This window comes from Mycobacterium interjectum, from assembly GCF_900078675.2.
Classification (GTDB): Bacteria; Actinomycetota; Actinomycetes; order Mycobacteriales; family Mycobacteriaceae; genus Mycobacterium; species Mycobacterium interjectum.
In genome coordinates this window covers 1,227,840-1,245,418 of sequence record NZ_LT546237.1, presented here as the reverse complement: position 1 = coordinate 1,245,418, position 17,579 = coordinate 1,227,840, and the positions used below count along the sequence as shown (strand labels likewise).

Below are 17,579 nucleotides of genomic sequence, written 5' to 3'. Positions count from 1 at the left end.
GCACGGAGTTTCGCCCGGCCCGTCGTTACAGGAAGAACTCATGCCCACCCTTGAGACACGCCTCCGCCAGGAGTTGCGCGACTGCGCCCTTGAGTTACGGCAGCTTGCCTACACGGTGCCTAACGGGGTCGGCGAACACGCCCTGCTGCAGCTCTCGGACCGGATGCGGGCCGCCGCCGAGCAGGCGGTCCGAAAGGGAGCCTAGCGCGGCGGGCGAGTGTGAGCCCCAGCGCCTCGGGTGTGAGCCCAGGGTGGCGAGTGTGCGCGCCGGGCGCCGTCACCGCACACCGAAAGCCGTCACCGCACACCGAAAGCCGCGGGCGCACCCGCCGCGCGGCGGAGCCCTCAGCCGGCCCTGAGCCGAATCTTCCAGCGCACGAAGCCCAGGTAGACGACGCTGAGCAGCACCAGCATGCCCATGTCGAACCACCACGCGCCGAGCGTGTGACGCCAATGCGAGTCGTGCGGCACCGACGGCACCGCCTGCTGCAGTGTGAGCAGGTCGACGGTGGAGGCCGACGCCGCGAAGCCCCACCTGGCCGGTGTGGCCCAAGACATTTGGTCCAGCCCGAGGCGATCGGTGACCGGAATCATGCCACCGGAGAACACCAGCTGCGACATGACCGCGACGACGAGCAACGGCATGATCTGCTCGTTGGACTTGGCGATCGACGACAAGACCAACCCGAGCATCGCCGAGGCGACGGTGGTCATCGCGACGTCGACGAACAGCTCCAAGTTCGGAATTCCCAACGCCACGGCACCCTGCGTCGGGCCGCCCTTGCCGATGATCGCGATGACGGTGACGATCGCGGACTGAATGACCGCGAACACCGTGTAGACGAACACCTTCGCCAGCAGGTAGGCCGACGTGGACAGGCCGACCGCCTGCTCGCGCAGGAAGATCGCGCGCTCACCGATCAGATCCCGAATCGTCAGCGCGGTCCCCATGAAGACCGCACCGACGTTGAGCAGCACCAGGATCTGTCCGGGCTCGGTGGGCGCGGCGCCCATCGGGTTGGGCTTGCCGAAGCCGACGTCGCCGGGCACCGACATCGACAGCGACCCCATGATGAACGGCAGCAGCGCCAAAAAGACGAAGTAGCCGCGGTCGGAGACGATCAACCGCACCTGGCGCCGCGCGATCGTGGAGAACTGCCGAAGCAGGCTGGTGTGCGACGGATCGCCGATTTCGGCGGGTTGCTCGGCGGGCGGTGGCGGTGGGGGCGGGCCGGTGCGCGCCAGGTAGCGCGCCTTGGCGCCGTCGGGGTCGCCCGCGACCGTACTGAAGATGTCGGCCCAGTTCGTCGTGCCCATCGCCGAACCGATCTGGTTGGGCGGCCCGCAGAACGCGGTCTTGCCGCCGGGCGCCAGCAACAGCACCTGATCGCACACGTCCAGGTAGGTCAGCGAGTGGGTGACGACGAGCACCACACGGCCGGCGTCGGCCAACTGCCGCAGCATGGTCATGACCTGCCGGTCCAGCGCCGGGTCCAGGCCCGACGTCGGCTCGTCCAGGATCAGCAGCGACGGCCCGGTCAGCAGCTCCAGCGCCACCGAGGCCCGCTTGCGCTGGCCGCCCGACAGCTTGTCGACCCGGGTGTGCAGGTGCTGGGTCATCTCGAGTTCCTCGAGGACCCGGGCCACCACCTGGGCGCGGTCGTCCTTGGTGGTGTCGGGCGGCAGCCGCAGTTCGGCGGCGTACATCAGCGCCTGCTGCACGGTCAGCTGACCGTGCACCACGTCGTCCTGCGGCACCATCCCGATCCTGCTGCGCAGGGAGGCGTATTCGGCGTGAACGTTGTGCCCCTCGAAGGAAACCGTGCCCTTGCTCGGGTGCGTGTAGCCGGCCACCAGCCTGGCGAATGTCGACTTCCCCGCACCCGACGGGCCGATGACGGCCGTCAGCGTCCCGGGCTGTGCGCCCAGCGAGATGTCGTCCAGCAGGACCTTGTTGTTCTCGATCGTCCACGTCACGCCGCGCACATCGAGGCCGCCGGTGCGGGTCGCGGTCGCGGTCTCGTCGCGGCGGGCCAGCGTGCCGCCGGCGAAGACGAGGTCGATGTTGCCGATCGTGACGACGTCGCCGTCGTGCAGCACGGCGGATTCGACGCGGGCGCCGTTGACGAACGTGCCGTTGATGCTGCGGTTGTCGCGGATTTCGGTGCCGTGCGGCGTGGGAACGAGCGTGGCGTGGTGGCGAGAGGCCAACACCTCGGGAATGACGATGTCGTTGTCGTTGGCGCGGCCGATCTTGATCGCGCCGGGCATGGATTCCACCGACGTGCGGCCGGGCCGCAGGATCTTCATCATCGACGTCGCGATGTTGGTGGCATCGCCGACGCGGCCCGTCTCGTAGGCCGCCGGCTCCGCGACGCGGCCGGTTTCCGGCTCCCCCGTGGGGGCCTGCGGCACCTGCCCGGTTTGTGGGCGGAAGATCTTCGGCGCCGGCTGGGGTCCGCTGCCGGGTTGGATGGGCTTCAGTCCGCTGGGCGGATGAACCGGTTGCGGCCCGGAGGGCGGGTGAATCGGCTCAGGCCCGCTGGGCGGATGGATCGGCCTCAGCCCGGGTGGATGCGGTTGCTGGCGGACCGGTCCCGACGGCTGCGGCGGCTGACCGGGCCAGTGCTGGCCGGCCTGCTGCGGCTGGCCGTGCGGCGCCCCGGCGCTCGGTCCGCCGGCGGGGTTGAAGATCGGTATCGACGTCGTCAAGGGCGGCCGCCCGGCCGAACCCTGGTGGCGGCCGACCTCGAACGTCAGCGCCGGGCCGTCGGGGTTGCCGATGTTGACCCGCGTGCCGTCCTGAATGTCGACGACGGGCACCCGACGATTCTGGACGTAGAGCCCGTTGAGGCTGCCGTTGTCGATGGCAATCCATCTGCCCTGGTCGAATCGCACGATGAGGTGCGTCCGGGAGATCAGCGGGTGTGCGACGCGGACGTCGGCGCGGAGATCACGCCCGATGACGACGTCGGTGCCTGCTGCGAAGGTGCGCTCGGATCCCTCGTACCGCACGGTCAGCACAGGTGGGACTGGTGGGCTCACGAGGACCAACTGTATCGGCAGCGGCGCCGATTGCGCCCCAAGTCGTCGACGCGGTTCGCGGCCGTCGGCCCACCCGCAAGGCGCGCACGATGCGGGCCGTTTTCACCGACCCCGACGTGGGGTAGCCCGAGCAACACGAATGACCCCGGATGGAATTCGCGTCGGAGATCCGTTATCCCGCTGCCGCGGCGAAATCGGCCTGTTGCCGACCGACCCAGTGTTGGCGGCCGTTGGGCAAACCGTCCGCTGCGCCGGTGACCTCTTTGATGAAGTCGCCGATGTAGCGAATGGCCCGCCTTCCCTCCGGCAGGATGTCGGCTGCTATCGGGAAGTCGTGAATTTGGCGGTCCCACAGGTGCAAATCGCAGCGAACTCCGCTGAATTGCAACCGTTCAGCCATGAGCTCGGCGTCCGGGAGTAGCAACTCGTCGGAACTTGCGTGGATGGCCACCGGGGGCAGCGAGGAGAGATCCGCGTCCACCGGTGATTCGACGCGCGCGGCCATTCCCCCGTCGTGCGGAAGCCGCACCTCGCCGAGATACTGGGCAAACATTGACAACGCCGCCCGGGTGAACATGGAGCACCTGCGTGCGTTGCGGTGGCGCAGTTTGCGGGCCGGGTCGGCGTCGGTGAAGGGCGAGATCGTCGCGATGCCGGCGGGCCGCATGACACCGGTGCGCATGGCCGCCAGCGTGATCATGAAAGCCAGGTATCCCCCGGCCGAGTCGCCCGCCACGACGACCTGGTCCCCGTCGTAGCCGCGCTCTGCCAGCCAGCGCAGGCCGTTCATTCCGTCTTCGATCGCGTCGGCGATCTGATGTGTCGGCAACTTTCGGTATCCGACGGTCAGCACGCCGGCGTCGGCCGCCTTCGACAGCCGAGTCACCAGGGACCGGTGTGTGTTGAGGCCGCAGGTAAGGAACGCGCCGCCATGCAGGTAAAGGATTGCGCGCTTGGCAGACACACCATGCGCTTGCACCCATTCGGCGGCGCAATTCTCCAGCCGGACCGGTTCGATCCGTGCCGAGTGGGTGAAATGCGGCATCAAGCCCGCCAAACCGTCCACATATTGGAAGGGCCAGTGCAGATTCGGCTGAATGGCCCAAGCCCGCACCACATTTTTCACCAGCAACCGGCTCGCCAGCGACACAGCAAAAGACTGCGGGCTGTGCCGATGGTGAACGCGCCGGTTCATTGCCTGGCTTGGCAATATGTGACAAGGGTTCGGCCGCATCGCCATTCGCATTCACCTCCGTAGCGGTCGATCGGATACCCGCCGCCGTCTGGGAAAAACGGCGGGTTAATCCCTGGCAAATGTCGGCTTTATCACTGTTTGAGGCGCTAACAGCGTGGGTAACGGGATCGATCCCGCCGGTGGCCCAAGATATTGGGCATGGACGAGGCAACGCCCGGGGCCGCGCTGCTGGCCGATCGGGTCGCCGTGGTGACCGGAGGCGGTGGGGGCATCGGCGCGGCAACCGCGCGGCTGTTCGCCCGGCATGGCGCGCAGGTGGTGATCGCCGATATCGACGACGAGCTGGCCCGACGCACCGCCGACGGGATCACCGCGTCGGCTGGCTCCGCCCTGGCGGTCACGACCGACGTCCGCGACGCGGACCAGGTCGCCGACCTCGCGCGATCGGTGCTGAATCGCTACGGCCGGATCGACGTGCTGGTCAACAACGTGGGCCACTGGCTGCGCCATCCGGGCAACTTCGTCGACACCGACCCCCAGCTGTGGGACGAGCTGTACCGCATCAACCTGCACCACGTTTTCCTGGTCAGCCACGCGTTCCTGCCCGCGATGATCGAACGTGGGGCCGGCGCGATCGTCAACGTCTCGTCGGTCGAGGGGCTACGCGGTTACCCCGAGGATCCCGTCTACGCCGCCTTCAAAGCCGCCGTCATCCATTTCACCCGCAGCCTGGCCGTGCAAGTGGGCCGCGACGGGGTGCGGGTCAATGCGATCGGCCCCGACGTCACCGAATCGCTTCAGGTGCCCTACTCGCAGTGGCTGTCGGCCGAGGAGCAGACGCAATGGCCGAACTGGGTCCCGGTCGGACGGATGGGGCTACCCGAGGACCAGGCCCGCGTGATCCTGTTCCTGGCCTCGGACCTGTCGGCGTTCGTCACCGGGCACACCATCCCCACCGACGGCGGCACCGGCGCGGCGGGCGGATGGTTCCGCTCGTCGCGCCGGCCCGGTCGGGAGTGGACCAATCGCCCCCTCGCACCCTGATCGCTAGGCGTAACCCAACGCGGCGTTCTCCGCGCGGATTCGCACACCCAGCACCGCGGCGTTGGCCACGCTGAACACAAGCGCCGTCAGCCACGCCGAGTGCACGAGCGGCAGCGCCGCCACCTCCGCGGCCACCGCTGTGTAGTTGGGGTGACGCACCCATCGGTACAAACCGTTGCGCACCACCGGCGCACCCGGAATCACGATGAGCCGCGGGTTCCAGCGCTTTCCGAGTACGGCGACACATCGCCACCGGACGACGGTGCTGAGCGCCACCACGGCAAGCATCGGCCAGCCGAGCCAACCGATGAACGGCCGACCGAGCGACCACACTTCCACGATGCACGAGACCAGCAGCAGCGCATGCATGCTGACCATCGCGGGGTAATGATCGCGACCGAACTCCTTGGCCCCGTGCGCAAATGACCACTTGGCGTTTCGCTGGGCAACCGCAAGTTCGACCAGCCGCTCCGCACCGATGGCGAGGATGAACAGGTAGTAATACATGGCCTCGTACCTCAAAACTGCAGGAGTAACAGCTCGAAGCTGAACCCCGGCCCCATCGCGAGCATCACGCCGAAGGACCCCGCCGGCAGCGGGTTTGCCACCGTTCGGCGCAGCACGTCCAGCACCGACGCCGAGGAGATGTTTCCGTTCTCGCGCATGGAGTCTCGGCTATGCGCCAGCGCTTGGGCCGGCAGCGCCAGCGCGTTCTCGATCGCGTCGAGCACCTTCGGACCGCCGGGATGGCAGACCCAGGTCGAGATATCGGCGATCGACAAGCCGTGCTCGGCCAGGAATTCGTCGACCTCGTCGCGCAGATAATCATCGGCCATCTTCGGCACGTCCCGCGACATCACCAGCTGGAACCCGCTGGAGCTGACGTTCCAGCCCATGACGTCGACGGTCTCGGCGACGACGCGGCTGCGCGTCGCCATGACTTGCGGAGCGCGACTTAGGCTGCCTCCCTGCACGATTCGGTCGGCGCCGGTGGCCACCACCGCCGCGGCACCGTCTCCGAACAGCGACACTCCGATCAGGGCCGGTATCGAGGTGTCGGTGCGCTGCAGCGTGAGCGAGCACAGCTCGACCGACAGCAGCACGGCCACATCCCCCGGGTAGCCGTGCAGGTAGTCGTAGACCCGTGCCATGCCCGCGGCCCCCGCCACGCAGCCGAGCCCGAACAGCGGGACGCGTTTGATGTTGGGCCGCAGCCCGACTCGCGACATCAATCGCGCGTCGATGGTCGGCACCGCGATTCCGGTGCTGGAGACCATCACGATGGTGTCGACCTCATCGGGTTGGATATTCGCGGCCTCCAGCGCCGAGCGCACCGCCCGCTCGCCCAGGTCGACGGCGACCTCGAGGTAGGCGTCGTTCGCTTCGGTGAATCCGGACAGCGTCGGGTAGCGCGACAGCGGCAGTGCGAGGCTGCGCTGGTCGACGCCCGCGGTGTGCGCGAAGCGCATGAAGCCCGGTTCCGCGAATTCGGTGAGCTCGCGCGCCACCTCGTCCTGGTCGTAGCGGTGCGGGGTGAAGGCCACCGCCGTGCCGGCGATGCGCGGGGCCCGCCCGGCATGGCCGTCAGGCCGGTGTGTGGAAGGTGAATACGTTGTTGCAGTCATGCACAGCCGACGAGTACGGCCCCGCCGTGGGTTCATCGGATCGCGCGGAAGGTGAACTAAATTACATGTTGGCCCAGCAGTGAACTTATGCGTACTGGGCCGGGCCGGTGGCCCCGAACCGCGCCTGCTCGTCGATGATCGTCACCGGGATGCCGTTGAGGGCGCCGTTGCCGGATGGCTCGTCGAGGAACGTCGGCGGCGACAGCGCGTTGGTGTTAGCCCCCGGCGAGCCGTTGGCCACCGACATGCGGGTGCCCGGCTTGCCATGTCCCCAGCCGTGCGGCATCGATACCACGCCGGGCTTGATCGCGTCGGTGACCTCGACGGGCACCCTGATCTCGCCGGCCTCCGACTTCACGGTGACGACGTCGGCGTCCGCGACGCCCCAGCGGGCGGCGTCCTCGGGGTGCATCAGCAGCGTGCACCGGTCCTTGCCCTTCATCAGCGCCGGCACGTTGTGCAGCCAGGTGTTGTTCGATCGCAGGTGCCTGCGGCTGACCAGGACCAGCGGCTCGGCCGGCCGCTCCATTCGCGCCGCCAGCCGCGGCAGGTCGTCGAGCAGGTATTGCGGCGCGAGGTGGATCTTCTTGTCGAGGGTGCCCAGGATGTCGGGCAGCTGCGGCACCATCGGCCCGAAGTCGATTCCGTTCGGGTTTGCCTTCAACATGTCCAGGGTGAGCCCGCCCGGGTTCTTGCCGTACTGGTCGCCAAAGGGCCCGGTGCGCAGGGTCAGGTCGAGCATCCGCTCCGGGCCGCCGTGCTCGTAGAGCTTGCGGATCTCCGCACCGTCGACGCCGCGGGTGAAGGCCAGGTAATCGAAGAACCCGTCGTCGATCGCGGCGACGTCCACCTCTTCGGCCGGCGTGCCGGTGCACAGGCCGGTCAACCGGATCAAGATCTCCCATTCGTGCGGGCGGTCACCCGGATCGAAAACGGGCGCGGAGTAATTCGCGATGCTGCGGATCGCGAACAGCAGGATCAGGTCGTCGTGGTGCGGCTGCTCGAGCGGGGACAGCCCGGGCAGGATCACATCGGCGTGCCGCGTCGTCTCGTTGAGCCAAAGGTCAACGGAGATCATCGCTTCCAGCATCGGGAGCACCTCGTCGAGCTTGTCGCCCCCGGGGGTGGAAAGCACCGGGTTGCCGGCGACCGTGATCAACGCCTTGAGTTGTCCCTCACCGGGTGTGGCGATCTCCTCGGCCATGCACGACACCGGCGCCTGCCCGAGGACCTCCTTCGCGCCGCGCACCCGAGTATGCCAGCGGCCGAACTCGGCAAGGCCGCCCTCCAGACCCGGCAACGGCTGCGTCGTGATCGACCAGGCAGCCGGCTTGGGGAACATGGCGCCGCCGGGGGTGTCGAAATGGCCGGTCAAAATGTTGATCACGTCGACCAGCCAACTCGCCAAGCTGCCAAACTCCTGATTGCACAGGCCAATTCGGCCGTATACCACCGACTTCTCGGTGCCGGCGAGTTCGCGCGCCAGCTCGCGGACGCGGTCCTCGTCGATGCCGGTCACGGTGCTCACCCGCTCCGGCGGCCACTCCGCGGCGACGCGGCGCATCGTCTCCAGGCCCTCGACGTGCGGCCCCGCGTTGACCAGCCCCTCGTCAAAGAGGGTGTGGGCCACGGCCAGCAGCAGCGCCGCGTCGGTGCCCGGCACGATCGGAAGCCACTCGTCGGCCTGGGCGGCGGTCTGCGTGCGCACCGGGTCGATCACGATCACCTTGCCGCGCTTGCGAATCTTGGCGATCAACCCCATCACGTCGGGCGCGGCCAGCAATGAACCCTGCGAAGCGGCGGGGTTGGCGCCCATGATGACCAGCAGGTCGGTGCGTTCGATATCGGGCACGGGAAAGTTCCACCACAGGCCGTACATCAGGTGCGACGACAGGTTCTTCGGCCACTGGTCGACCGTGCCCGGCGAATAGGTGATCGGCATCCCGGACATGCCCATCAGCACACCCGCGTACCGGGCAAGCGAAAACGAGTGCGCCAGTGGGTTACCGGTGTAGGCGGTGACCGCGCCGATCCCGTACTTCTCGATCACCGGCGTCAGCAGCTCGGTGCAGCGGCGAAATGCCGCGTCCCAGCTGACCTCGTGCCATTGCCCGTCCACCTTGATCAGCGGGCGGCGGATGCGGTCCGGGTCGTCGTGCACCTGGGCCAGCGATACGCCCTTGGGGCACAGGTGTCCCCTGCTCCAGACGTCGTCGCGGTTGCCGCGGATGCTGGTGACTTTGCCGCCCTCGACCTGAATCTCCAAGCCGCACATGGCTTCACACAATGGGCAGGTGCGCAGATGCCTGCCGTCCTCGCCGGTCGCCACCCACCCACTGTATTCCGCTACGCCAAGTAGCGGAAGTGGCAAATGTCTGTGGTCAGGAGGCCCAGGGGCCGATGCCGCCGACCTTGTCGATGCGGATGCGGGTGAGCAGCCCCGGCGGGGCGTCGTCCGGGGGGAACTTCATGTTCGGGTCGCCCAGGATCGGGTTGAGCTCCCTCAGCAGCTCGGGGGCCCCGCCCTCGACGATTCGTGCCGTTCCCGTGATCGAGAGGTACGGGCGCATCCCCGGGCTGGGCCCGTTCAGCGACACGATGGTGACGGCGACGCGCGGATCCTTGCGGATGTTGCGCACCTTCTTGTGTTCGGCGAGGTGTGCGGTGACGAGTTCGTCTCCCTCGGGCGTTGCCTGCAGCGCGACCCAGACCAGGCTCACCTGGGGGCTGCCGTCGGGGTTGACGGTTACCAGGGTGGCGTCGGCCCCCTTGCCGATGAGTTCCCGCGCGACGTCGTTGAGCTTCATGCGTTGTTCTACCGCCGCACGCCGCGATTCATTCCCTGGAATTAGATTTGAATATGACCAGTTGGCTGTACGGCTTCGGCCGTCCGCTCCTAGCGTCGTATCCGACATGACCGAGCATCGGCCGCCGACCGGCATCGAATACCTCCGCAGTGAAGTGCTCGATCGGATGGACGCCCAACCGTTCGACGACTGGTCCCCCGCCCTCTTGCGGGCCCTCATCGCCGTCTTCGACCTGAACGGGGTCACGCCGGCGCCGGCACAGCGCGGTTTCCGCCCTTACCTCGTCAGGTGACGCGCCGCGGTTAGGCTCGCGTCAGTGTCAGGGTGAGATGCCGCATGTTGCGGTGGTTGGATCCTGATCACCTGGTGTCTGGCTCTTAGGCTGTGTGCCGCCGTTGGGTTGGCGTCCATGGGTTTTGTCGGCATCAGGTGTGAAGGACCGGCCGGCGTGACTTGATAGGAGCGTGGCACCGCCCCCACTGAGGTTTGTCCGCCGACCGGCCCAACCGTCACCTCACAGTGAATGGAGGCAACCACCATGGTTGTTGTTGGAGCCGATGTGCACAAGCGCACGCATACCTTCGTCGCCGTCGACGAAGCGGGTCGCAAGCTCGGGGAGAAGACCGTCAAAGCCATTACCGCTGGGCATGCCGAGGCGGTGATGTGGGTGCGGGAACGGTTCGGGGCCCAGGTGGTGTGGGCGATCGAGGATTGCCGGCATCTGTCGGCAAGGTTGGAACGCGACCTGATGGGTTTTGGCCAGAAGGTGGTGCGGGTGCCGCCGAAGCTGATGGCTCAGGCTCGTGCCTCAGCACGTACTAAGGGCAAGTCCGACCCGATCGACGCACTGGCCGTGGCGCGAGGGTACTTGCGAGAACCTGACTTGCCCGTGGCCTCGCATGACGAGGTGTCGCGCGAGCTCAAGCTGTTGGTGGATCGCCGGGAAGTTCTTGTGGCACAACGGACTGCAACGATCAACCGGTTGCGTTGGCGGGTCCATGAACTCGACCCCGAGCGTGCCCCTGTCCCAGCGTCGCTGGATCGTGCCAAACATTGCGAGTTGTTGGGCGCCTGGCTGGCGACCCTGCCCGGTCTGGTCGCTGAGTTGGCCCGCGATGAACTGGCCGACATCACCCGGCTGACAGACGCGATCGACACGTTGGCCAAGCGGATCGGCGAACGCGTGCGTGTGGTGGCCCCGGCCTTGCTGGCGATGCCCGGGTGCGGGGAGCTGACCGCGGCCAAACTCGTCGGCGAGGCCGCCGGGGTCCCCCGGTTCAAAAGCGAGGCGGCTTTTGCCCGTCACGCCGGAGTGGCGCCCATCCCGGTGTGGTCGGGCAACACCGCAGGCCGGGTGCGCATGACGCGCTCAGGCAATCGCCAACTCAACGCTGCCCTGCATCGCATCGCCGTCACCCAAATCCGCCTGCAAGGAGCCGGACAGATCTACTACCGCCACCGCCAAGGCTGCGGTGACTCCAACCCCGAAGCCCTGCGCTGCCTCAAACGACGCCTGGCCCGCGTCGTCTTCGGCCACCTAAACACCGACCACAACAACCGAACAAAGCCTTGCCAAACGGCAGCGGCTTGACATAGGAGAAACCCGTGGAGATGTGGGAATTGGTCGCCCGCGAGCAGATCCGCGACACCCTGGCGCGGTACAACTGGTCGGGCGATTCGGGCCGGCCCGACGGCCTTGCCGAAACGTTCTGCGCGGACGGCGTGCTCGAGATCCGCGGCGCGGAGCGGCTGCGCGGGCGCACCGAGATCGCGTCGTTCCTCAGCGGTATCACCGGGAACGTCGCCGCCCACGCCGGCGCGAGGCCCGTCGTCCGGCACAACGTCGCCAACGTGCTGTTCGCCGGCCTCACGCCCGACCGGGCCGAGGTGTCGTCCTACTTCACCGTGGTCACCCAGATCGGGCTCGACCATTTCGGCCGCTATCGCGACATCCTGGTGCCCGACGGTGGCGCCTGGCGGATCAGGCATCGCAAGGTGTCCACCGACTGGGTGGCTCCGAACTCGACGATGGCCCGTCCCTCAGAGTGAATCGGGCGGCGACGCCCCGATCGTCAGGACGCTGAGCCGGCAGCCCTGCGGACCGGCGAGCCAGGCGTGGTCGACGCCAGTGACCACGACGCTGTCGCCGACCGCCAACGGGTGGGCCCCGTCGTCCAGGATCAAGTCCACCGCGCCCGAAAGCACCACGTCGAAATCGACGGTGTCCGTGTGATGCATGGAAACCTCGGCACCCGGCGCGTACTCGATCGCCGTCCAGCGCAGCGCGCCGGGCGCCACGACGAGGTCGAGAAGGTCCGAGACCCGCCCGCCCCCGGTCGAAATCGACGGCAGGGCCGGCGCCGCGTAGAGCACCGAAAAAAGGACGCCGCCGAGACCGGCGTCGCCGTGCATCTCGACGGGCCCGTCCTGCGCCGCGCACGACCGCCCGGATTCGTCGACGCCGGTGACCAGCAAGCGCATGCAGCAAGACTGTAGACGAGGGCCGGCCGGCCGGTAGGCGGAACACCGCTCCCGTTCGACTCGGCGGCATGGCAGGGTGGCATTCGTGGCCAACACCTCTCAGACGACCGTCGAGCAAGACCTGCGCGAAATCAGCACCCCGAAGGGCGCGTTGCGCTACTACGACTGCGGCCCGAATTCCGGGCCGGTGTTGCTCTTTCTGCACGGCTCCGGTCCCGGGGTCACCGGTTGGCGCAACTTTCGCGGGCTCCTGCCGACGTTCGCCGAGCACTTCCGCTGCCTGGTCCTGGAATTTCCGGGCTTCGGGGTCAGCGACGACTTCGGGGGCCACCCGATGGTCGACGCGTTCGGCGCCGTGTCGCCGTTGTTGGAGGCGCTGGGCGTCGACAAGGCGCACATCGTCGGCAACTCGATGGGCGGCGGCGTCGGCATCAACTTCGCCATCCGCAATCCGGACCGCGTGGGCCGGCTGGTGACGATCGGCGGCATCGGCACCAACATCTTCAGCCCCAGCCCCAGCGAGGGCATCCGGCTGCTGCAGGAGTTCGTCGAAGACCCGACGCGCCAGCGCCTCGTCGACTGGCTCAAGTCGATGGTGTACGACCAGTCTTTGGTCACCGACGAACTCATCGAGGAACGCTGGCAGCTGGCGACCGACCCGGAGACCCTGGCCGCCGCGCGCCGCATGTACGGCAAGGCCGCCTTCGCCGGGATGAACGCCGCGATGGCCGCCTCCGACCGGCCGCAGCCGTGGGCGGTCATGCACAAGCTGGCGGCGCCGACCCTGCTGACCTGGGGCCGCGACGACCGGGTGAGCCCGCCCGACATGGCGCTCATCCCGATGCGCACCATCCCGAACGCCGAACTGCACATCTTCCCCAACTCCGGGCACTGGGCCATGATCGAGGCCAAGGAGGCGTTCGAAAGCACCGTGCTGGCCTTTCTGACCCGCTAAACCGACCCGGCGAGGCCCTTCGTCAAGAGCGCGTGCGCGTCCGGATTGCCGTCGAGGACCCGGCTGGTGCGGGTGGTGATCTGCCAGCGGTCGTCGATCCTTTTCAACACGAAATGGTGGGCGGTCGCCCGCCACACGCGATAAGCCCCCTTTTCAGGGCCCTCGCGGACGAGCACCAGCGATTCGCAAACCGCCACCGCCACGTCGCCGGCGAGCGTGACGACGCACGGCCCGAGGAAGTGACAGCACCCGTTGGCCACCAGCTTCTGATGGGCCTGCGAGCTGATCATCGCGTGGACTTCCGCCCGGCTGTTCATGCGCCAACCGTCGACGTCATAGACGCCGTCGGCCGCCCACAGCCGCGCCGCCGCATCCGCATCCCCGGCGTCCACCGCCGGGCCGTAGGAGGCGATCAACTGCCGGATGTCGCGGTCGTCCTCGAGTCGGCGCAGCCGCGCCGCCAAGTCGTCAATATCGGTCATCGGTGGTGCTCCTTGTCGGTGGTTGGTGCCCGAGTCGACTGGATTCACCTCGGTGCCTTGGCGGGCGTGATGAAGACGCCTTCTGCCTCCACTGTGACTCCCCGGCTGTCGGCGATGTGTCCCGTGGCGAAGGTCTTTACTCCGTCGATCCGAACAACCCGTGCCTCTGCGCGCACCGGGCCAAGAGGCGTTCCCCGCACATAGCGCACCGTGAGGGTGCCGGTGTACGCCGGGCGTCCGGGCTGATGGGCGGTCGCGCCCAGGACGTGGTCGAGGATCATGGCGCACACGCCGCCGTGGACATGACCGGGAGGCCCCTCGTAGGCAGCGCCCAGCGTGACATCGGTCCACACTGCACCAGCCGGGTTCCGGTGCACGGTGAGCGGCGGCGCGACGGGATTGCGGACGCCGATCAGCACGTTGCCGGACGCGACGGGTTGTCCGTCGACAACCGGACGGACACCGAACGAGCTCGGCATCAGGACTTCGCTCAGCTGCTCGACCGCGCGATCTACGTTGGCTTTGGCCGCCGCGACGGAGCTCGCCCCCGCTTCCGTTCGGATGGTGACGTCGATGAGACGGCGCACGGATTCGGCGAGTTGTCCGTATTTCGGTCCATCTTCGTCGGCGTTCTCAGTCACCCTGCACCATTCCTCCCACTCGCCGTCGCCGTCCTGCTGCTCACAGTTGGGTGGCGCCCGCGTCGATCGGGAGGGTCGCCGCGGTGATGTACCGCGCTTCGTCAGAGGCCAGGAATAGCGCGGCGTTGGCCACGTCCACCGCGTCGATCCACGGCACCGCAAGCATGTTCATGTTGCGCGCCGCCTCGGCGAATTCGGTACGGGTCGGCGCCCGGTTCAGGTCGGGACGGAACGCGCACCTGACGGCGTCGTTCTGGATCATCGGGGTGTCGACGTTGGTGGGGTGAACGCAATTCACGCGGACATTATGCGGCGCAAGCTCATTGGCAAGGCTGCGCATCAGGCCGACCACGCCGTGTTTGGCGGCGGCGTAATGCGCAACGCCGACCAGCCCGCGCAATCCCGCGATGGAGTTCGTCAGCACCATCGCACCACCGCCACGCGCTATCAGGTGCGGCGCGCCCGCCCGGCAGGTGTGCCACACCCCGGTGAGGTTCACCTCCAGCATGGTGCGCCAGGCGTCTTCGTCGAGCTCGAGCGCCGCCCCGCGCGAGGTGATCCCCGCGGTCGCGCACACCACGTCCAGCCCGCCGAACCGCTCGACCCCCCTGTCGGTGGCGGCCTGCACGCCGGCGAGGTCACGCACGTCTACGATTTCGATGTGCGCGCGAGTGCCGGCCTCCGTGACCAACGCGGCCGTCTGGTCGAGGTCGGCGGGGCTACTGGGCGGGATGATCACCGTCTCCACCGGACCGCAGACGTCCAGCGCCACGATGTCCGCGCCCTCCTGCGCGAACCGGACGGCCTGCGCACGCCCGATCCCGCGTGCCGCACCCGTGATCAATGCGACTTTGCCCTGCAGCCGCCCACTCACGTCGTCTTCTGGGTCAGGCCAGCGTCGATGACGAGCTGGGTCCCGGTGATGTAGCGCGCCTGATCGGAGGCCAGGAACACCACGGCGTTGGCCACGTCGACGGGTTCCACCCACGGCACCGGCAGCAGGTTGCGCGCCTGCAGCACCTCGGCGGCGTCGGCAGCCGTGGGGTTGTCCAGGTCGGGGCGCAGGCGCCGGAAAGTCTGCTCGTTGAGCACCATCGGGGTGGCGACCGGTCCGGGGTGCACGGTGTTGACCCGAATGCTGCGCGGCCCCAGTTCGTTGGCGAGCGTGCGCGCCAGGCCCACCACCGCATGCTTGCTCGCGGTGTAGTGCGCGGTGTTGGGTGTACCGCGAAATCCGTTGGTGGAGCTGATGATGACGATGGAGCCGCCCGGCTCCCCGAGGTGCGGCACGCCCGCCCTGACGGTGTGCCAGACGCCGGTGAGGTTCACATCGAGCGTGCGTTGCCAGTCCCGGGGGTCGAGTTCCCATGCCGGCGCGCCCCCGATATGGATCCCGGCATTGGCGATGACGACGTCGAGGCGCCCCAGTTCGGCGACGCCGGCGTCGACCGCGGCGGTAACGGCCTTCAGGTCGCTCACCTCGGCCACGCCGGTTGCGCAGCGGCGGCCGCGGTTCTCGACTTCCCTTGCGGTGTCGCATAACTCGTCGGTGGCCGCCGGTCCGTCGACCGCGATCACATCGGCGCCCTCGTCGGCGAAGCGCTGACAGTGCACGCGTCCGGTGCCCCGGGCGGCGCCGGTCACCAGCACGGCCTTGCCGACCAATCCCGTCATCGCGGCATTTTAACCAGATCGAAGCCCTTGTACCCGGCCTCGGCAACCTCGGCGCAGATATCGTTGTACGTCGCGAACCCCCCGACGAATAGCAGGAATCCTCTTGGCTTTCCGGGCACATTGGCGCCCATGTACCAAGAGTTCGCCTTGGTGAACAGGGTGGCGTCGGCGCGCCGGGCGCACTCCGCACCCCACTGGTCCACGGCATCGGGGGTGGCTTCTATTGCGGCGTAACCGTGGTAGTCGAGGTAGGCGACGGCGTCGGCGATCCAGTTCACCTGGGCCTCGGCGTGCAACACCATGTTGGCCAGCACCGCCGGCGCTCCCGGTCCCGAGATCAAGAACAGATTCGGGAATCCGTTGACGCCCAGCCCCAGATAGGTGCGCGGCCCGTGCGCCCAGTCGTCGCGCAGCCTGGTGCCATCGCGGCCGGCGATGTCGATGTTTGCCAGCGCTCCGGTCATCGCGTCGAAGCCCGTTGCGAAGACGATCGTGTCGAGGTCGTAGTGTGCATCGGTCGTATTGATTCCAGTGGGGTCGACCGATTCGATCGGGGTGGCGCGCACGCTGATCAGCGACACGTTGGGCTTGTTGAACGTCTGAAAGTAGTTGCTGTCGGTGCAGATTCGCTTCGTGCCGATCGGGTGGTCGGTGGGGATGAGCAGGTCGGCCACCGCCGGATCGTCGATGACCGCCCGAACCTTTTCCTCGTAGAACTTGCGGGCCTCGTCATTGGCCATCGGATCGGTCAACTGGTCCGGGAACGTCTTCGAGAACAGCACGCCGCCCAGCTGCCAGCGCTTTTCAAACGCCGCGCGGCGCTCCTCGGGCGTGCAGTCCATCGTGGGCTTGGGAGCGGTGATGTGTGGTGATCCGCCGCCACTGCGCCACGACAAGCGGCGCCGTTCGCGGTAGCCGGCCCTGATGCCGTCCAGTTCGGCGCTCGACAGCGGTTCGTTGCCGGCCGGGACGCTGTAGTTGGGGGTGCGTTGGAAGACGTACAGATGCCGGGCTTGTTCGGCGATGATCGGAATCGATTGGATGCCAGACGATCCGGTGCCGATCACCGCCACCCGCTTCCCGGCGAAGTCCACAGGCTCGTGCGGCCACTCGGCGGTGTGGTACACCTCGCCGGCGAACGAATCCAGGCCGCTGAAGTTCGGGGTCAGCGCGGCCGACAACGGGCCGGTCGCCATCACGCAGAATCGCGCGGACAGCGGCGCCCCGCCGTCGGTGGTGACCGTCCAGCGCAGCGTCGTTTCGTCGAGCGCCGCGGACACGACGCGGGTGCTGAACGCGATGTCGCGGCGCAGGTCGAGTTTGTCGGCCACCCAGTTCAGGTACGCGAGGATTTCCGCTTGGGTGGCGTACTTCTCGGTCCAGGTCCACTCTTGCTGGAGTTCGTCGGAGAACGAGTAGCAGTAGTCGACGCTTTCGACGTCACAGCGCGCGCCGGGGTACCGGTTGCAGTACCACGTGCCGCCCAGGTCGGGTGCGGCCTCGACGACCCGCACCGACAGGCCTTGGGCCCGCAGCTTATGCAGGGCGTACAGGCCCGCGAACCCGGCGCCGACCACGATGACGTCCAGGGGCTGCGCGTCGACACCGTTCACAACCGCAGACGGTAGGG

18 protein-coding genes are annotated in these 17,579 nt (G+C 67.8%); 6 read left to right on the top strand and 12 right to left on the bottom strand.

Annotation, left to right across the window (positions count from 1 at the left end; all coding sequences use genetic code 11):
- The first annotated feature begins 40 nt into the window (after positions 1 to 40).
- A complete protein-coding gene (locus tag BN4348_RS60415) occupies positions 41 to 205 on the top strand; it encodes a hypothetical protein (RefSeq protein ID WP_167670467.1) in 165 nt (54 codons plus the stop codon).
- 140 nt (positions 206 to 345) lie between these two features.
- Here the strand turns inward: BN4348_RS60415 and BN4348_RS40185 are convergent, their stop codons facing one another.
- Together BN4348_RS40185 and BN4348_RS40180 are read right to left on the bottom strand one after the other, a co-directional pair.
- Positions 346 to 3,054 carry an FHA domain-containing protein gene (locus BN4348_RS40185; RefSeq protein ID WP_167670466.1) on the bottom strand — a complete coding sequence of 903 codons (2,709 nt, stop codon included), beginning with the start codon at positions 3,052 to 3,054 and terminating at the stop codon, positions 346 to 348.
- Positions 3,055 to 3,217: 163 nt separating this feature from the next.
- Positions 3,218 to 4,279 (bottom strand): alpha/beta hydrolase, encoded by a 1,062-nt coding sequence (locus BN4348_RS40180; RefSeq protein ID WP_096866269.1) that lies wholly within the window; start codon positions 4,277 to 4,279, stop codon positions 3,218 to 3,220.
- A 159-nt stretch (positions 4,280 to 4,438) separates the two neighbouring features.
- Here BN4348_RS40180 and BN4348_RS40175 point away from each other — a divergent pair, with 159 nt between their 5' ends.
- Positions 4,439 to 5,284, top strand: a complete 846-nt coding sequence (locus tag BN4348_RS40175; protein ID WP_066912200.1) for an SDR family NAD(P)-dependent oxidoreductase — start codon at positions 4,439 to 4,441, stop codon at positions 5,282 to 5,284.
- A gap of 3 nt (positions 5,285 to 5,287) precedes the next feature.
- Here BN4348_RS40175 and BN4348_RS40170 read toward each other — a convergent pair whose 3' ends face one another.
- From BN4348_RS40170 to BN4348_RS40155, 4 genes are all read right to left on the bottom strand, one after another.
- Positions 5,288 to 5,791, bottom strand: a complete 504-nt coding sequence (locus tag BN4348_RS40170; RefSeq protein ID WP_066912194.1) for an isoprenylcysteine carboxyl methyltransferase family protein — start codon at positions 5,789 to 5,791, stop codon at positions 5,288 to 5,290.
- Positions 5,792 to 5,802: 11 nt separating this feature from the next.
- A complete protein-coding gene (locus BN4348_RS40165; RefSeq protein WP_084454124.1) occupies positions 5,803 to 6,909 on the bottom strand; it encodes a type III polyketide synthase in 1,107 nt (368 codons plus the stop codon).
- Positions 6,910 to 6,994: 85 nt separating this feature from the next.
- Positions 6,995 to 9,238: a molybdopterin-dependent oxidoreductase gene (locus tag BN4348_RS40160; protein WP_084454123.1), complete on the bottom strand. Its 2,244-nt coding sequence runs from the start codon at positions 9,236 to 9,238 to the stop codon at positions 6,995 to 6,997.
- Positions 9,239 to 9,290: 52 nt separating this feature from the next.
- Positions 9,291 to 9,716, bottom strand: a complete 426-nt coding sequence (locus BN4348_RS40155; RefSeq protein ID WP_066912188.1) for a PPOX class F420-dependent oxidoreductase — start codon at positions 9,714 to 9,716, stop codon at positions 9,291 to 9,293.
- A gap of 106 nt (positions 9,717 to 9,822) precedes the next feature.
- Between BN4348_RS40155 and BN4348_RS40150 the strand changes: the two genes are divergently transcribed.
- The 3 genes from BN4348_RS40150 (at position 9,823) to BN4348_RS40140 (ending at position 11,765) form a co-directional block, all read left to right on the top strand.
- Positions 9,823 to 10,008 (top strand): hypothetical protein, encoded by a 186-nt coding sequence (locus BN4348_RS40150; protein ID WP_066912185.1) that lies wholly within the window; start codon positions 9,823 to 9,825, stop codon positions 10,006 to 10,008.
- Positions 10,009 to 10,239: 231 nt separating this feature from the next.
- Positions 10,240 to 11,307, top strand: a complete 1,068-nt coding sequence (locus tag BN4348_RS40145) for an IS110 family RNA-guided transposase (RefSeq protein ID WP_211145681.1) — start codon at positions 10,240 to 10,242, stop codon at positions 11,305 to 11,307.
- A 14-nt stretch (positions 11,308 to 11,321) separates the two neighbouring features.
- Positions 11,322 to 11,765 carry a nuclear transport factor 2 family protein gene (locus BN4348_RS40140; RefSeq protein ID WP_066912182.1) on the top strand — a complete coding sequence of 148 codons (444 nt, stop codon included), beginning with the start codon at positions 11,322 to 11,324 and terminating at the stop codon, positions 11,763 to 11,765.
- On the opposite strand, the gene BN4348_RS40135 is transcribed toward BN4348_RS40140, so the two are convergent.
- The gene (locus BN4348_RS40135) at positions 11,757 to 12,197 is read right to left on the bottom strand and encodes a cupin domain-containing protein (protein WP_066912179.1); all 441 of its coding nucleotides are present in this window, start codon (positions 12,195 to 12,197) and stop codon (positions 11,757 to 11,759) included. The two genes, BN4348_RS40140 and BN4348_RS40135, sit on opposite strands and share 9 nt — an antisense overlap.
- An 85-nt stretch (positions 12,198 to 12,282) precedes the next feature.
- Between BN4348_RS40135 and BN4348_RS40130 the strand changes: the two genes are divergently transcribed.
- Positions 12,283 to 13,152 carry an alpha/beta fold hydrolase gene (locus BN4348_RS40130; RefSeq protein ID WP_066912612.1) on the top strand — a complete coding sequence of 290 codons (870 nt, stop codon included), beginning with the start codon at positions 12,283 to 12,285 and terminating at the stop codon, positions 13,150 to 13,152.
- Here the strand turns inward: BN4348_RS40130 and BN4348_RS40125 are convergent.
- The 5 genes from BN4348_RS40125 to BN4348_RS40105 are packed head-to-tail and all read right to left on the bottom strand — an operon-like array spanning position 13,149 to position 17,562.
- Positions 13,149 to 13,634: a nuclear transport factor 2 family protein gene (locus BN4348_RS40125; protein WP_066912176.1), complete on the bottom strand. Its 486-nt coding sequence runs from the start codon at positions 13,632 to 13,634 to the stop codon at positions 13,149 to 13,151. The two genes, BN4348_RS40130 and BN4348_RS40125, sit on opposite strands and share 4 nt — an antisense overlap.
- A gap of 44 nt (positions 13,635 to 13,678) precedes the next feature.
- Positions 13,679 to 14,275: a PaaI family thioesterase gene (locus tag BN4348_RS40120; RefSeq protein WP_066912173.1), complete on the bottom strand. Its 597-nt coding sequence runs from the start codon at positions 14,273 to 14,275 to the stop codon at positions 13,679 to 13,681.
- 40 nt (positions 14,276 to 14,315) lie between these two features.
- Entirely contained in the window at positions 14,316 to 15,149 is an 834-nt protein-coding gene (locus BN4348_RS40115; protein WP_066912169.1) for a mycofactocin-coupled SDR family oxidoreductase, read from the bottom strand.
- Positions 15,146 to 15,949 carry a mycofactocin-coupled SDR family oxidoreductase gene (locus BN4348_RS40110; RefSeq protein ID WP_066912167.1) on the bottom strand — a complete coding sequence of 268 codons (804 nt, stop codon included), beginning with the start codon at positions 15,947 to 15,949 and terminating at the stop codon, positions 15,146 to 15,148. Before BN4348_RS40110 ends, BN4348_RS40115 begins: the two co-directional genes overlap by 4 nt.
- Positions 15,946 to 17,562 (bottom strand): flavin-containing monooxygenase, encoded by a 1,617-nt coding sequence (locus tag BN4348_RS40105; protein WP_066912163.1) that lies wholly within the window; start codon positions 17,560 to 17,562, stop codon positions 15,946 to 15,948. Before BN4348_RS40105 ends, BN4348_RS40110 begins: the two co-directional genes overlap by 4 nt.
- Between the last annotated feature and the right edge of the window lie 17 nt (positions 17,563 to 17,579).

Excerpts from the sequence above, each read along its gene's own strand:
- BN4348_RS60415 (WP_167670467.1), top strand. The coding sequence starts at position 41 with ATGCCCACCCTTGAGACACGCCTCCGCCAGGAGTTGCGCGACTGCGCC.
- BN4348_RS40180 (WP_096866269.1), bottom strand. The coding sequence starts at position 4,279 with ATGCGGCCGAACCCTTGTCACATATTGCCAAGCCAGGCAATGAACCGG.
- BN4348_RS40175 (WP_066912200.1), top strand. The coding sequence starts at position 4,439 with ATGGACGAGGCAACGCCCGGGGCCGCGCTGCTGGCCGATCGGGTCGCC.
- BN4348_RS40170 (WP_066912194.1), bottom strand. The coding sequence starts at position 5,791 with ATGTATTACTACCTGTTCATCCTCGCCATCGGTGCGGAGCGGCTGGTC.
- BN4348_RS40165 (WP_084454124.1), bottom strand. The coding sequence starts at position 6,909 with ATGACTGCAACAACGTATTCACCTTCCACACACCGGCCTGACGGCCAT.
- BN4348_RS40155 (WP_066912188.1), bottom strand. The coding sequence starts at position 9,716 with ATGAAGCTCAACGACGTCGCGCGGGAACTCATCGGCAAGGGGGCCGAC.
- BN4348_RS40150 (WP_066912185.1), top strand. The coding sequence starts at position 9,823 with ATGACCGAGCATCGGCCGCCGACCGGCATCGAATACCTCCGCAGTGAA.
- BN4348_RS40145 (WP_211145681.1), top strand. The coding sequence starts at position 10,240 with ATGGAGGCAACCACCATGGTTGTTGTTGGAGCCGATGTGCACAAGCGC.
- BN4348_RS40135 (WP_066912179.1), bottom strand. The coding sequence starts at position 12,197 with ATGCGCTTGCTGGTCACCGGCGTCGACGAATCCGGGCGGTCGTGCGCG.
- BN4348_RS40125 (WP_066912176.1), bottom strand. The coding sequence starts at position 13,634 with ATGACCGATATTGACGACTTGGCGGCGCGGCTGCGCCGACTCGAGGAC.
- BN4348_RS40110 (WP_066912167.1), bottom strand. The coding sequence starts at position 15,949 with ATGACGGGATTGGTCGGCAAGGCCGTGCTGGTGACCGGCGCCGCCCGG.